Source organism: Saccharothrix sp. HUAS TT1, from assembly GCF_040744945.1.
Lineage (GTDB): Bacteria > Actinomycetota > Actinomycetes > Mycobacteriales > Pseudonocardiaceae > Actinosynnema.
The window spans coordinates 1545126-1558764 of record NZ_CP160453.1 but is presented as its reverse complement, the minus strand read 5'-3'; the positions used below and the strand labels follow the sequence as shown (position 1 = coordinate 1558764).

Annotated in this window: 12 protein-coding genes; 11 read left to right on the top strand and 1 reads right to left on the bottom strand. The window is 73.4% G+C overall.

All coding sequences use genetic code 11. From position 1 onward, the window contains the following. The first annotated feature begins 53 nt into the window (after nucleotides 1-53). The 9 genes from AB0F89_RS07635 (at nucleotide 54) to AB0F89_RS07595 (ending at nucleotide 8916) form a co-directional block, all read left to right on the top strand. Nucleotides 54-1073, top strand: coding sequence for a hypothetical protein (locus tag AB0F89_RS07635; RefSeq protein ID WP_367133965.1), 1020 nt, complete (start codon nucleotides 54-56; stop codon nucleotides 1071-1073). 116 nt (nucleotides 1074-1189) lie between these two features. Continuing rightward, the gene (rpsF, locus tag AB0F89_RS07630; protein WP_367133963.1) at nucleotides 1190-1543 is read left to right on the top strand and encodes a 30S ribosomal protein S6; all 354 of its coding nucleotides are present in this window, start codon (nucleotides 1190-1192) and stop codon (nucleotides 1541-1543) included. Nucleotides 1544-1558: 15 nt separating this feature from the next. After that, complete coding sequence (locus AB0F89_RS07625) at nucleotides 1559-2056, top strand: single-stranded DNA-binding protein (protein ID WP_367133961.1); 498 nt, start codon at nucleotides 1559-1561, stop codon at nucleotides 2054-2056. A gap of 51 nt (nucleotides 2057-2107) precedes the next feature. After that, nucleotides 2108-2347 (top strand): 30S ribosomal protein S18, encoded by a 240-nt coding sequence (gene rpsR / locus AB0F89_RS07620; protein ID WP_015805710.1) that lies wholly within the window; start codon nucleotides 2108-2110, stop codon nucleotides 2345-2347. Nucleotides 2348-2360: 13 nt separating this feature from the next. Continuing rightward, complete coding sequence (gene rplI, locus AB0F89_RS07615; RefSeq protein ID WP_367138759.1) at nucleotides 2361-2819, top strand: 50S ribosomal protein L9; 459 nt, start codon at nucleotides 2361-2363, stop codon at nucleotides 2817-2819. Between the two features lie 431 nt (nucleotides 2820-3250). After that, a complete protein-coding gene (gene dnaB, locus AB0F89_RS07610; protein ID WP_367138757.1) occupies nucleotides 3251-5824 on the top strand; it encodes a replicative DNA helicase in 2574 nt (857 codons plus the stop codon). 93 nt (nucleotides 5825-5917) lie between these two features. Then, on the top strand, nucleotides 5918-7144 hold the full coding sequence (locus AB0F89_RS07605; protein ID WP_367133959.1) for a cytochrome P450: 1227 nt from the start codon (nucleotides 5918-5920) through the stop codon (nucleotides 7142-7144). A gap of 81 nt (nucleotides 7145-7225) precedes the next feature. Further along, nucleotides 7226-8167 (top strand): ATP-binding cassette domain-containing protein, encoded by a 942-nt coding sequence (locus tag AB0F89_RS07600; protein ID WP_367133956.1) that lies wholly within the window; start codon nucleotides 7226-7228, stop codon nucleotides 8165-8167. A 26-nt stretch (nucleotides 8168-8193) separates the two neighbouring features. Continuing rightward, complete coding sequence (locus AB0F89_RS07595; protein ID WP_367138755.1) at nucleotides 8194-8916, top strand: ABC transporter permease; 723 nt, start codon at nucleotides 8194-8196, stop codon at nucleotides 8914-8916. On the opposite strand, the gene AB0F89_RS07590 is transcribed toward AB0F89_RS07595, so the two are convergent. Further along, a complete protein-coding gene (locus AB0F89_RS07590; protein ID WP_367133954.1) occupies nucleotides 8900-12034 on the bottom strand; it encodes a BTAD domain-containing putative transcriptional regulator in 3135 nt (1044 codons plus the stop codon). The genes AB0F89_RS07595 and AB0F89_RS07590 overlap by 17 nt on opposite strands. Nucleotides 12035-12214: 180 nt before the next feature. Between AB0F89_RS07590 and AB0F89_RS07585 the strand changes: the two genes are divergently transcribed. Both AB0F89_RS07585 and AB0F89_RS07580 read left to right on the top strand, forming a co-directional pair. Further along, entirely contained in the window at nucleotides 12215-12772 is a 558-nt protein-coding gene (locus tag AB0F89_RS07585) for a TetR/AcrR family transcriptional regulator (RefSeq protein ID WP_367133952.1), read from the top strand. Nucleotides 12773-12797: 25 nt separating this feature from the next. Then, complete coding sequence (locus AB0F89_RS07580; RefSeq protein ID WP_367133950.1) at nucleotides 12798-13637, top strand: exonuclease domain-containing protein; 840 nt, start codon at nucleotides 12798-12800, stop codon at nucleotides 13635-13637. Nucleotides 13638-13639: the final 2 nt, after the last annotated feature.

Genomic DNA, 13639 nt, shown 5'->3' with positions numbered 1-13639 from the left:
TCGTTACTTGTAAGTAGGAAACCGGCGATCGACCGCGGCGCAGGAGGCCAGACATGCGGATCCGGCTCACTCGGCTGGTGGGTGCGGCGGCCGTCGTGCTCGCGGTCGGCACGGCCGGCGCCGCCGCTGGTTCCGGGTCGGCCGCGGCCGCCGAACCCGTCGTGGTCGGCGACTGCGCGGCGACCGTGCGGGGCGCGCCCGGCACGCCGGTGTCGCTGAGCCCGTCCGCCGTGCTCGACCCGGTGGTGCAGCTCATCCGGGCGGTCCCGCTGCTCGGCCCGCCGCTCGCCGCGCCGTTCCGGCAGGCGTTCTCGGCCCTGCCGCCCATCCCGGTCGGCGCGATCCCCACCGGGTCCGGCGTCATCACCGGCGGCGAGATCGCGAACAAGGTCAACGCCGAGCTGGCCAAACTGCCGCTGCTCGGACCGATCATCGTCACCCTCTCCAACGGCGTGCGCACGACGCTGACCGGCCTGTGCGGCATCACCGTGCAGGGCGTCAACGCCGTCGCCGCGCCCGTCCAGGACGGGTCGAAGGCGCTCGCGGAGGCCTCGGAGAAGGCCACCGAGCAGTTGCCTGGCCTGCCGGCCGGCACCCCGGCCCCCAACAAGCCGCCGCAGACCGGTCAGCCGGGCGGCACCCCCGGCACCCCCGGCACCCCCAACCCCGGCGGCACGCCCGGCGCCCAGCCCCCGGCAGGCTCGGCCGACGCGCCCGTCGGCGGCGTCGGCGCCATCGACCTGCGGCTCTACGGCCCGAACCCGTGGGGCGGCAACTTCGGCCGCGTGCCGCTGTTCAGCTACGGGTCCCTGCCGTTCGCCGTGCCCGGCCAGTACGCGCCGTCACCCGGCGTGCGCTACGGCGGCGGCGTGAGCGGCTACCGGCCCGGCTACGGCGTGCCCGGCGCGGAGGACTCGGACGGCGTGCAGACCGCGGGCCGGGCCCAGGCGCTGCCCGGCGTCGGCCGGATGGGCGGCGGCGTGGCGGCCCCCGTGCTGCTGGCGGTGCTGCTGCTGTCCTGCGTGACGGGCGCGCTGGTGCGCACCTGGGTGCTGCGCCGGGCGGTCGCCTGAACCCGGCCGCGGGACCCGCGCGCACGGCCTGTTACGCTCCTTCGGTTGCTGACGCGACGACCCTCCTGCCACGGAACGTCCGTGGCCGCCGAGTCCACAGGAGGTGAGTGGTCTTCATGCGTCATTACGAAGTGATGGTCATCCTCGACCCCAGTCTCGACGAGCGCACGATCGCGCCGTCCCTTGACACGTTCCTCAACGTCATCCGCACCACGGGTGGCAACGTGGAGAAGGTCGAGGTGTGGGGCAAGCGCCGGCTGAGCTTCGAGATCAGCAAGAACGCCGAGGGCATCTACGCCGTCCTCGACCTGATCTCGACCCCCGACGCGGTGAAGGAGCTGGACCGCCAGCTCGGCCTGCAGGAGACGGTGCTGCGCACCAAGGTCATCCGCCGCGAGCCCGCCAAGGCCGCGAAGACCGCAGCGCGGATCGCCGCCAAGGCGGCGGTCAAGGCCGCCAAGAAGGCTTAAGGGGCGTCTCACACCATGGCAGGCGAGACGACGATCACGGTGGTCGGGAACCTGACCGCCGATCCCGAGCTCCGCTTCACCCAGTCTGGCGCCGCGGTGGCGAGCTTCACCGTGGCCTCCACCCCCCGCACGTTCGACAAGGCGAGCGGTGAGTGGAAGGACGGCGAAGCGCTGTTCCTGCGGTGCAACGTGTGGCGGCAGGTCGCGGAGAACGTGGCCGAGTCGCTCACCCGCGGTTCGCGCGTCCTCGTGACCGGGCGGCTGCGCCAGCGCTCCTTCGAGACGAAGGAAGGCGAGAAGCGCACCGTCATCGAGCTGGAGGTCGACGAGATCGGCCCCTCGCTGCGCTACGCGACCGCGAAGGTCAACAAGGTGAGCCGCGGGGACGGCGGCGGCGGCTTCGGCGGCGGCGGTCAGTCCCGTGGTGGCGGCGGTGGCGCCCCGGCCGACGACCCGTGGGGCTCCGCGCCCCCGGCCGGCTCCGGTGGCTTCGCCGACGAGCCCCCCTTCTAGACCGGCACCGGTCCACTCCACACTTCACTGCGTAATACCAGGAGTCCACACATGGCCAAGCCGCCTGTGCGCAAGCCCAAGAAGAAGGTCTGCGCGTTCTGCAAGGACAAGAACGCCAACCTCATCGACTACAAGGACACCACCCTGCTCCGGAAGTACATCTCGGACCGGGGCAAGATCCGCGCCCGCCGGGTGACCGGCAACTGCTCCCAGCACCAGCGCGACGTCGCGGTCGCCGTCAAGAACGCCCGCGAGATGGCGCTGCTGCCCTACACCTCGACCGCTCGCTGAGAAAGGGGACGGCATCGTGAAGCTCATCCTCACCGCTGACGTGACCGGCCTCGGCGGCCCCGGCGACATCGTCGAGGTCAAGGACGGCTACGGCCGCAACTACCTGCTGCCCCGCGGCCTGGCGATCGTCGCCACCAAGGGCGCGGCCAAGCAGGTCGAGGTCATCCGCCGGGCGCAGGACACCCGCCGGATCCGCGACCTGGACCACGCCAAGGAGGTCAAGGCCTCGCTGGAGGGCCTGGGCTCCGTGACGCTGAAGGCCAAGGCCGCGGCCGGCTCGAAGAAGCTGTTCGGCTCCGTCACCTCGTCCGACGTCGTGTCGGCCGTGCGTGCGGCCGGCGGCCCCACGCTGGACAAGCGGGCCGTCGAGATCGCGGGTCACATCAAGACCCTCGGCAAGCACTCGGTGAACGTCCGGCTCCACCCGGAGGTCACCGTGTCGCTGTCCGTCGAGGTCGCGAACGCGAGCTGAGTTCCCGGGAGCGCCGTTCGACCAGGTGTTCTGGTCGGGCGGCGCTTTCGCACGTCCGGCTGTGGACAACTCGTGTGACACGTCGGCCGCGACACGCCGAGCCGGCGGTCACACGCGACACGCCGGGGTTGTGACGAAGGAGTTTTCCACAAACTTATCCACAGGGTCTGAGCTGGCAAAACTTTTGTCTTGACCCGAGTTGTACCCAGGTTGTCCACAGGTTTCCCCAGCCCTGTGGTCAGCTCGGCGCACCCATCCCCAAGCTGTCCACCGAGTTGTCCACAGGTGCGTTTGCCTACGCCATCCAGGTGGCTCTAGCGTCGCTGGACCACGAGCGTGGCGTGGCGTGAAATGTCGGACCCACGAGGTACAACATCCGCACGGCAGCAGATTGGGGTGAGCTCACGGTGGCGCTGGTGGACGACCGGGGCATGGCAGAGCCCGGCTTCGAACGGCAGCCGCCGCAGGACCTCGCCGCCGAGCAGTCGGTGCTGGGCGGGATGCTGCTGAGCAAGGACGCGATCGCCGACGTGGTCGAGGTCCTGGCCCCCAACGACTTCTACCGGCCCGCGCACCAGGCCGTGTACGACTGCGTCCTCGACCTGTACGGGCGCGGCGAGCCGGCCGACCCGATCACGGTGTCCGCCGAGCTGGAGCGCCGGGGCGAGCTGCTGCGCGTCGGCGGCGCGCCGTACCTGCACACCCTCATCGCCACCGTGCCGACGGCGGCCAACGCGTCCTACTACGCCGAGATCGTGGCGGAGAAGGCCGTGCTGCGGCGGTTGGTGGAGGCGGGCACGAGGATCGTGCAGCTCGGCTACAACGGCGCCGAGGGCGCCGACGTCGACGAGGTGGTCGACCGCGCGCAGGCGGCGATCTACGAGGTCACCGAGCGCCGGACCACCGAGGACTACGTGGTGCTGGAGGAACTGCTCCAGCCGACCATGGACGAGATCGACGCCATCGCCTCGCGCGGCGGCTCGTCGCTCGGCATCCCCACCGGCTTCGCCGACCTGGACGAGCTGACCAACGGCCTGCACCCCGGCCAGATGATCATCGTCGCGGCCAGGCCGGGTGTCGGCAAGGCACTGGCGCTCGACACCCCGCTTCCCACTCCCACCGGGTGGACGACCATGGGCGAGGTCGCCGTCGGCGACCGGCTCATCGGCGCGGACGGCCGGCCGACGACCGTCGTGGCCGCGACCGACGTGCTGCGCGGCCGACCGTGCTACGAGGTCGAGTTCTCCGACGGCTCGGTGCTGGTGGCCGACGCCGAGCACCAGTGGCTCACCGAGACGCGTGCCTCGCGCCGGTCGGCGAAGGAGTCCGCGGCCGGGTCACGCCGGCGCGCGTTCCCCGCCGTCCGCACCACGCGGGAGATCGCCGCGAGCCTCCGCTGCGAGACCGCCGACCGCCGCCTCAACCACTCGGTGATCAACGCCGAACCGCTCGACCTGCCCGACGCCGACCTCCCGCTCGGTCCCTACACGCTCGGCGTGTGGCTGGGCGACGGTCACTCCGCGAGCGCCCGGTTCACCACGGCGGACCCGGAGGTCGCGTGGCACGTCGAGGCCGAGGGCTACGACGTGGTGCGGCAGAGCGGTGAACTGCTCTACGGCATCAAGCTGCCGGCGCCGGAGCCCGTCGCGGTGCGCGGCTGCGTGGTCTGCGGCACGCCCTTCACGCCCAAGACCTCCCAGGTCAAGACCTGCGGGCGCAGCTGCGGCGGTCGTTCGAGGTTCGTCTCGGCCCCGGTCCCGGCTCCGACGTGCCCGGACTGCGGTGGACCGTCGTCCGGCCTGCGCCTGTGCCAGGACTGCCACGACGACCACGGCACCGTGCCGGCGATCCTGCGCCGGCTCGGGGTGCTCGGTGACAAGCACGTCCCGACGGCCTACCTCCGCGCGTCCACCGCGCAGCGGCGCGCGCTGTTGGCCGGGTTGCTCGACACCGACGGCACCGTGACGGTAGGCGGGTCCGTGCAGTTCTCGGTGACCAACCAGCGCCTGGCCGAGGGCGTGCGCGAGCTGGTCGTGAGCCTGGGCTACCGGTGCTCGACCACCACCAAGCGGGTCGCCGGTCGCAGTGAACGGACCTCCACCGCCTACACCCTGACGTTCGGCACCGACGACGACGTGTTCCGGTTGGAGCGCAAGCGCCTGGCGCTGAAGGAGCGGCGACGCGCGCAGGGCACCGCTCGGACGGGATCGCGGTTCATCGTGGACGTGCGCCCGATCCCGAGCGTGCCGGTGCGCTGCGTGGAAGTGGACAACCACGACCACCTGTACCTGGCGGGTCGGTCGATGATCCCCACCCACAACTCGACGCTGGGACTGGACTTCGCCAGGTCGTGCTCGGTGAAGCACGGGTTGACCAGCGCGATCTTCTCGCTGGAGATGTCGCGCACCGAGATCGTCATGCGCATGCTGTCGGCCGAGGCGCGGATCAGGCTCGGGGACATGCGCGGTGGGCGGATGAGCGACGACGACTGGACCAGGCTCGCGCGGCGGATGAGCGAGATCAGCGAGGCGCCGCTGTTCGTGGACGACTCGCCGAACCTGACGATGATGGAGATCCGGGCCAAGGCGAGGCGGTTGAAGCAGCGGCACGACCTGCGCCTGGTGGTGGTCGACTACCTCCAGCTGATGTCGTCGGGCAAGCGGTCCGAGTCGCGGCAGCAGGAGGTCTCGGAGTTCTCCCGGAACCTGAAGCTCATCGCCAAGGAGCTGGAGGTGCCGGTGATCGCGATCAGCCAGCTGAACCGCGGTCCGGAGCAGCGCACCGACAAGCGCCCGCAGCTGTCCGACCTGCGTGAATCCGGCTCGCTGGAGCAGGACGCCGACATGGTCATCCTGATCAACCGCCCGGACGCGTGGGAGCGCGACGACCCGCGCGCGGGCGAGGCGGACCTGATCATCGCCAAGCACCGCGCCGGCCCGACGGCCACCATCACCGTGGCCCACCAGCTGCACTACAGCCGGTTCGCCGACCTCGCCCAGGGCTGATCCGCCGACGCGCGCGAGGTGTCCGGGCCGTGTCAGCCCGGTGTCAGGCGCGTCGGTGATCGTGGTCGTAGTACCGCCACGAGAGGAAGTCCGATGAGTCGCACGGTTCCCGTACCGCACGGCCTGCCCATGGAGCGCGACGCCGGCCCCTTCGACCCGCCCCGCGCGATCACGCGGTTGCGGGCGGTGCGGCCGGTCAGTCCGATGATCTTCCCGGACGGGCACGAGGGCTGGTTGGTGACCGGGTACGACGCGGTCCGCCGGCTGCTGGCCGACACCCGGTTCAGCTCGCGGCAGGACCTCGGTGTCCTGCACGTGCCGTACGAGACGCCCGGCATGCCCGTGGCCACCGAGCCGTCGCCGCAGGTGCCGGGCCTGTTCATCGCCATGGACCCGCCGGACCACGCCCGGCTGCGGCGCAAGCTCACCGGGGCCTTCACCGTGAGGCGGATGAAGGCGCTCGAAGAGCACGTGGTGGAGGTCGTGGAGCGGCAGCTGGACCAGCTGGCCCGGTTGACGCCGCCGGTGGACCTGGTCCGGGAGTTCGCGCTGCCGGTGCCGTCGCTGGTGATCTGCGAACTGCTCGGCGTCCCGTACGAGGACCGCGACGCGTTCCAGGGCAACTCCGCCAAGTTCATGGAGAAGGACGTGGAGCTGGACGAGAAGGTGGCGGCGTACGGCGCGATCACCTCGTACCTGGCCGAGCTGGTCACCCGCAAGCGCGCCGACCCGGGCGAGGACGTCCTGTCCGACCTGGCCCGGCACGACGACCTCACGGTCGAGGAGCTGACCGGCATCGCCTTCCTGCTGCTGCTCGCGGGGCACGAGACGACCGCGAACGTGCTGGGGCTGGGCGCCTTCGCGCTGCTGGAGCACCCGGAGCAGCTCGCCGCGCTGCGCGCCGACCCGGACCTGCTCCCCGGCGCCGTCGAGGAGCTGATGCGCTACCTGTCGGTCGCCGACGTCTTCTACCGCTACGCCACCGAGGACGTCGAGCTCGGCGGTGAGACGATCGCCGCGGGTTCGACCGTGGTGGTCTCGCTGCTGGCCGCCAACCGCGACCCCGAGCGCTTCGAGGACCCCGACGCCCTGGACCTGCGGCGCACGGCCCGCGGTCACCTGTCCTTCGGGCACGGCGTCCACCAGTGCCTCGGCCAGCAGCTGGCCCGCGTCGAGCTGCGCGCCGGCTTCGAGGCGCTGCTGCGCCGCTTCCCGACCCTCGAACTCGCCGTGCCCGCCGGCGACGTGCGGCTCAGGACGGACATGAACATCTACGGCGTGCACGCGCTGCCGGTCACCTGGTCGGGAGCAGCCGGGTAGATCCCGTGCCCGGCGGTCGTGTCAGCGTTCGTGTCAGGCGGGGAGCAGGTCCGTGTCAGGGCCGCGGGCGACGGTGGTCGCATGACGAGTTCCGCGATCGTGGCCTCGGGGCTGCGCAAGGCGTACGGCGGCAGGACCGTGCTCGACGGCATCGACCTCGACGTCCGGGCCGGCACGGTGTTCGCCCTGCTCGGCCCGAACGGGGCGGGCAAGACGACGACGGTGAACGTGCTGACCACGTTGGCCCGGGCGGACGCCGGGGAGGTGCGGGTCGCCGGGCACGACGTCGCCACCGACGTGAAGGCGGTGCGCGCGGCGATCGGGGTGACCGGGCAGTTCGCGGCGGTGGACGACCTGCTGACCGGGCAGGAGAACCTGCGGCTGGTGGTGGACCTGAGCCGCCGCCCGGCCGCCGACGGCAGGCGGGTGGTCGCCGAGCTGCTGGAGCGGTTCGAGCTGGTGGAGGCGGCGCGGCGGCCCGTGTCGACCTACTCGGGCGGGATGCGCCGCAAGCTGGACCTGGCGATGACGCTGGTCGGCGACCCGCGGGTGATCTTCCTGGACGAGCCGACGACCGGCCTGGACCCGCGCAGCAGGCGCGCGGTGTGGTCGATCGTCCGCGACCTGGTGGCCGACGGCGTGACCGTCTTCCTCACCACCCAGTACCTGGAGGAGGCCGATCAGCTCGCCGGTCGGGTCGCGGTGCTCGACCAGGGCCGCCTGGTCGCCCAGGGCACCCCGGACGAGCTCAAGCGCCAGGTGCCCGGCGCGCACGTGCGGCTCCGGTTCACCACCGCCGCCGAGCTCGACGCGGCCGCGCGGGTGTTCGCCGACGCCTCCCGGGACGACGAGGCGCTGGCGCTGCGGGTCCCCGGCGACGGCGGCACGAGGTCGTTGCGCGCCCTGCTGGACCGGCTGGACCGGCACTCGATCAACGCCGAGGAGTTCTCGGTGCACACGCCCGACCTGGACGACGTCTTCCTCGCCCTGACGGGCCGCACCGCGGAGGTGGCCTCGAAGTGAGCGCCAAGAAGTCCCACTGGGCCGTGATGCTGCGGCGCAACTTCAAGCACATCGCCCGGAACCCGACCTCGGTGTTCAACGCGGTCCTGATGCCGATCGTGGTGATGCTGATGTTCGTCTACATGCTCGGCGACGCCTTCAGCGTGGGCGTCGACTACGTCGACTACGCGACGCCGGGGCTGATGCTGCTGGCCGTCTGCTACGGCTTGGGCGCCGTCGCGACGACGGTGAACTCGGACATGACGAAGGGGATCATCAACCGGTTCAAGGTCATGGACGTCTCCCGCGGCGCGGTGCTGACCGGTCACGTCGTGGCCAGCGTGCTGACCAACCTGGTCGCGATCACGGCCCTGGTCGGGGTGGCGTTCCTGCTGGGCTTCCGCCCGGCGGCGGGTCTGCTGGACTGGCTCGGGGTGGTCGGCCTGGTCGTCCTGCTCGGTTTCGCGGCCGGCTGGTTCACCGTCGCCCTCGGGTTGGCGGCGAAGTCGCCGGAGACGGCGGGGCTGGCCGCCGTGCCGCTGGTGATGCTGCCGTTCTTCAGCAGCGCGATCGTGCCCGCCGAGAAGATGGGCCCCGGCCTGCGGCAGTTCGCCGAGCACCAGCCCTTCACCCCGGTGATCGAGACGCTGCGCGGGCTGCTCGACGGCGCGCCGTCGGCGGGTGACGCGGTCGTCGCGGTGGCCTGGTGCGTCGGGATCGCCGTCGTCGGCCACACGTGGGCGCGGGCGAGGTTCAACCGGCGAGCGTGACGGCGGCCAGGTCCTGCCAGTCCGTCCGCGCGCCCTCCAGCGCCGCCTCGGTGAACCCCTGGTCGCCGAGGTGGCGCCGCGCGGCCCGCTCGACCCGGGCCACGTCCGGTTGGAAGCGGTCCGGCTGCCCGCGCACGACGTCGGCCGCCGCGAGCAGCCGCGCGGCCTGCTCGTGCCGGCCCTGGCGCAGCGCCAGGTCCGCGATGCCGACGACGGTCTGCGCGACCAGGGGCGCGTACCCGGCCCGGGTGGCCGCGCGGAGGGCGGCGGCGCGGTGTTCGCGGGCTTCTTCGAGCCCTTCGGCGAGGTAGCCGAGCAGGTCGTGCGCCACGGCCCGGATGTTCGACCGCTCGCCGTCGTCGTCCAGCACCGCGGTGACGGCGTCGAGCTGCCGGCGCACCTGCCCGTCGTCGCCGCTCCAGTGCGCGAGCACCGCTCTCGCCACGGTCAGCTCGACCTGTGCTTCCGGCCAGGCGGCCCGTTCCGCGAGCCGCCTGGCCTCGGCCATGGCGGCCGCGCTCGCCTCCCGGTCGCCCGCCAGCCAGTGCAGCTGGGCCTGGCGCGACCGCATCCGCACGACGTCCTCGATGGCGCCGACCTCGGTGATGACCGCGATCGCGTGCTCGTAGTGCTCGCACGCCTCGGCGAACCCGCCGCGCCGGGCGACCAGGTCGGCCAGCTCGGTCTGGGCGAACGAGGTGCCCCACCGCTCGCCGAGCGCGCGGAACTCGGCGAGCGCCAGCTCCAGGTGCGCCTCCGCCTCCCGGCCGTCGTGGCCGAGCACGATCCGCATCTTGCCGAGGTGCAGCCTGGCCATCGCCCGCACCCAGGGGTCGTCGTCGGAGAGCAGGGGTTCGAGGCCGTGCAGGAACGCCTCCTGGGCGCTCAGCATGCGGGCCAGCGGCGGGATGAACCGCAGCGCCGGGTGCCCGTCGACGACCCGCCGGCCGAACTCGTCCGCCTTGCGGATCCACTCCTCGGCCCGGTGCTGGTCGCCGAGCCCGGTGACGACGAACTGCACGACGGCCGAGTACACCACGGCCCGGACCTCGTCGGTCACCTCGCCCGGCACGGCGGTGGCCGCCACGACCAGCTCGTAGCCCTCGGCCTTGCGCCCGCCGAGCCACCAGTACGAGGCGGCCGACGCCGCGAGCCGCATCGCGCCCTGCGCGTCACCGGCCGCGATCGCGCCGCGCACCGCCGCGGTGAGGTTGTCGTGCTCGACCGCGAGCACGGCGAGCCAGTCCAGCTGCTCGGCGCGGCGGAGGTGCGGTTCCGCGGTCTCGGCGAGGTCGGTGAAGTGCGCGAGGTGCGCCCGGCGCGCCGAGTCCGACTCGCCCGCCTCGGCGAGCCGGTCGCCCGCGTACTCCCGGACGGTGCTCAGCATCCGGTAGCGCGGCGTCCCGTCGGCGGCGGTGACCACCAGCGACTTCTCGGTCAGCGCGGTCAGCAGTTCGAGCACCTGCCCCGGTTCGACGCCGTCGCCCGCGCAGACCCGTTCGGCCGCGTCCAGGCTCGCGCCGCCGGAGAACACCGAGAGCCTGCGCAGGACCACGCGCTCGGCGGCGTTGAGCAGGTCCCAGCTCCAGTCGATCACCGCGCGCAACGTCCGGTGCCGGGGCAGCGCGGTCCGGCTGCCACCGGTCAGCAGGCGGAACCGGTCGTCCAGCCGGTCGGCGACCTGCTCCAGGGACATGGTGCGCAGCCTGGCCGCGGCGAGTTCGATGGCCAGCGGCATCCCGTCCAGGGCCTGGCAGACGCGCGCCATGGTGGACAGCGCGGCGGCGTCGACCACGAGGTCCCGGCGCACCGCGGCGGCCCGGTCCCGCAGCAGCCGGACGGCGGGCGAGCCCTCGATCCGATCGGGGTCGGCGTCCGGCGCGGGCAGGGCCAGCGGCTCGACCTGCCACAGCGCCTCGCCGGTGATGCCGAGCGGTTCCCGGCTGGTGGCGAGGACCCGCAGCCGGCGGCACTCCCCGAGCACCCGGTGCGCGAACGCCGCCGCCGACTCGATCACGTGCTCGCAGTTGTCCAGGACCAGCAGCGCCTCCCGCTCGCGGAGCGCGGCGACGACCCGGTCCACCGGGTCGGTGTCGGGCGCGCCGAGCAGCGGGTCCCGCTGCCCGAGCACGGCGAGCGCCGTCTGCGCCACGTCGCCGCCCGCGCCGATGGGCGCCAGCTCGACCAGCCACGTGCCGTCCGGCACGGCGTCGAGGAGCGTGCGCGCGGTTTCCGCGGCCAGCCGGGTCTTCCCCGAGCCGCCGGGCCCGATGAGGGTGGTGAGCCGGTGCCCGGTGACCAGCTCGCGGACCGCGGCGACGTCGTCGTCCTTGCCGACGAAGCTGGTCAGCTCGGCGCGCAGGTTCGTCCGCCGGGCCCGCGCCGGTCGTCCCAGCTCGCCGCGCAGCAGCGCGACGTGCAGCGCGGACAGCTCCGGCGAGGGGTCGACGCCGAGCGCGTCGGCGAGCGCTTCCCGGGCCCGCTGGAACACCACCAGCGCCTCGGTGCTCCGGCCGGCCGCGCCGAGGGCGCGCATCAGCGCGCCGACCAGCCGCTCCCGCACCGGGTGCGCGGCCACCAGCCCGGTCAGCTCCGCGACCAGCTCCGCGCCGCGGCCCAGGCGCAGCTCCGCCTCGACCCGGTCCTCCAGCGCGACCAGGCGCAGCCCGTCGAGCCGGGTGACCGCCGCGTCGAACGCCGAGCTGCCCTCCAGGCCGACGTCCTGCATGGCCGTGCCGCGCCACAGGTCCAGTGCCTCGCCGAGCAGTCGCGCCCGCCGCGGCTCCTCCGCGCCGCGGGCCAGGCCGACGAGGCGTTCGAACCGCACGGCGTCGACGGCGTCGGGCCCCACCGCCAGCCGGTAGCCGCCCGCCTGCCCGTCCACCACCCCGTCCGGCAGCACCCGCCGCAGCCGGGAGGCCAGGCGCTGCAGGGCGTTCGCCGCGTCGGACGGCGGGTGCTCGCCCCAGATCCAGTCGACCAGCGCCGCCTTCGGCACCACCCGGCCGGGTTCGAGCGCGAGGGCGACCAGCAGCGCCCGCAACCGGGCCCCCGGCACGCCCGCCGGGGCGCCGTCGTCCAGGTGGACCTCGAACGGCCCGAGCACCCCGATCTGCACGACGGTGATTCTGCCCGCGCGCCGGAACACCGCGGCACCCAGCGCTCCCGGGGCCGCCCCCTGAGGTGGACGGCACCGCGTCGACCGGGGAGTTCCACCGCGCCGACGACCGGCGCGGTCACCGGTTCGGCCGGTTGCGAGTCATTCCCGGACCGCAGTACTGCGCCTTACGATCGGAAGATGCCACCCGACGCGGCGCGGCGCAGCGACCGTTCGAGGCGGGCGATCCTCCTGGCCGCGCTGGAGTTGGTCGAGGCGCTCGGCTACTCCCGGTTGACCATCGAGGCGGTCGCCGCCCGGGCCGGGGTCGGCAAGCAGACGATCTACCGGTGGTGGCCGTCGAAGGGGCCGCTGCTGTTCGACGCGTTCGTGGAGTTCGGCCCGACCGAGGCGGACGTGCTGCCCAGCGGTGTGCTGGCGCTCGACCTCCAGCGCGAGCTGCGGGGCGCGGCGGAGGAGCTGGCCGAGCGGCGGTTCGACCAGGTGTGCCGGGTGCTGGTGCACGAGTCGCGCACGGACCTGGTGACGCTGCTGCTGATGCCGCGCCGGGTGGCGCTGGAGGAGCGGCTGCGGTCGGCCCAGCGGTTGGGCGAGGTGCGGGCCGACGTGGACGTGCCGGCGGCGGTGGAGTTGTTGCTGGGCCCCGTCTACCAGCGCTGGTTCCTGCGCTCGGCGCCGTTGACCGGCGAGCACGCCGACGCGGTGGTGGACCTGGTGCTCCGCGCGCTGTGCCCGTGAGCCCGGTCGGTAGGGTCCGTCGATCATGGGGTACGCCGTGGTCGACGTGGAGACGACCGGGTTCGCCGCGCGCGGTTCCGACCGGGTGGTCGAGGTGGCCGTCATCGGGTTGGACGACGCGGGCCGGGTGACCGACGAGTGGTGCACCCTGCTGAACCCCGGCCGCGACCTCGGACCGCAGCACGTGCACCGGATCAGGGCGGCCGACGTGTGGCACGCGCCGACGTTCGCGCAGGCCGCGGGCGCGCTGGCGGCGCGGCTGGCCGACCGGGTCGCCGTCGCCCACAACCTGTCGTTCGACGCCCGGTTCCTGACCGCCGAGTTCGCCCGGATCGGGGTGGACCTGCCGGTGACCGGGCTGTGCACGATGCGGCTCGCCGACCGGTACCTGCCGCACCGGGTCGGGCGGTCGCTGCGGGCGTGCTGCGAGGCGGCCGGGGTGGTGCTGGACTCGGCGCACTCCGCGTTGCACGACGCCCGCGCCACGGCCCGGTTGTTCGCCCACTACCTGGGGTTCGGCGCGCCGGAGGCCGACCCGCTGCCGCGGGTGCCGCTGGCCGACGACGTGGTCGAGGTGCGCCGGGGCGTCGCCGCGCCGGAGTCGCAGCGGCCCCGGTTGGTCACCCTCGTGCGCGGTGACCGGGTGGTGTTCACCGGGCAGATGGGCGCGCCGCGCGAGGTCTGGGTCGACCGGGCCGCGTCGGCGGGCCTGGTCAGCCAGGGGTACGTCACCAGGCAGACCCGCCTGGTCGTCGCCGCCGACCCGTTCACGCTGTCGACCAAGGCGCGGCGGGCGCGGGCGTACCGGGTGCCGATCGTGTCCGAAGAGGACTTCGCCGGGATGCTCGACCGGCTGGGCCGCTGACC

What these genes read in the sequence shown, in the direction of transcription:
- AB0F89_RS07635 (WP_367133965.1), top strand. Translation starts at nt 54, where the DNA reads ATGCGGATCCGGCTCACTCGGCTGGTGGGTGCGGCGGCCGTCGTGCTC.
- rpsF (WP_367133963.1), top strand. Translation starts at nt 1,190, where the DNA reads ATGCGTCATTACGAAGTGATGGTCATCCTCGACCCCAGTCTCGACGAG.
- AB0F89_RS07625 (WP_367133961.1), top strand. Translation starts at nt 1,559, where the DNA reads ATGGCAGGCGAGACGACGATCACGGTGGTCGGGAACCTGACCGCCGAT.
- rpsR (WP_015805710.1), top strand. Translation starts at nt 2,108, where the DNA reads ATGGCCAAGCCGCCTGTGCGCAAGCCCAAGAAGAAGGTCTGCGCGTTC.
- dnaB (WP_367138757.1), top strand. Translation starts at nt 3,251, where the DNA reads ATGGCAGAGCCCGGCTTCGAACGGCAGCCGCCGCAGGACCTCGCCGCC.
- AB0F89_RS07605 (WP_367133959.1), top strand. Translation starts at nt 5,918, where the DNA reads ATGAGTCGCACGGTTCCCGTACCGCACGGCCTGCCCATGGAGCGCGAC.
- AB0F89_RS07600 (WP_367133956.1), top strand. Translation starts at nt 7,226, where the DNA reads ATGACGAGTTCCGCGATCGTGGCCTCGGGGCTGCGCAAGGCGTACGGC.
- AB0F89_RS07595 (WP_367138755.1), top strand. Translation starts at nt 8,194, where the DNA reads ATGCTGCGGCGCAACTTCAAGCACATCGCCCGGAACCCGACCTCGGTG.
- AB0F89_RS07585 (WP_367133952.1), top strand. Translation starts at nt 12,215, where the DNA reads ATGCCACCCGACGCGGCGCGGCGCAGCGACCGTTCGAGGCGGGCGATC.
- AB0F89_RS07580 (WP_367133950.1), top strand. Translation starts at nt 12,798, where the DNA reads ATGGGGTACGCCGTGGTCGACGTGGAGACGACCGGGTTCGCCGCGCGC.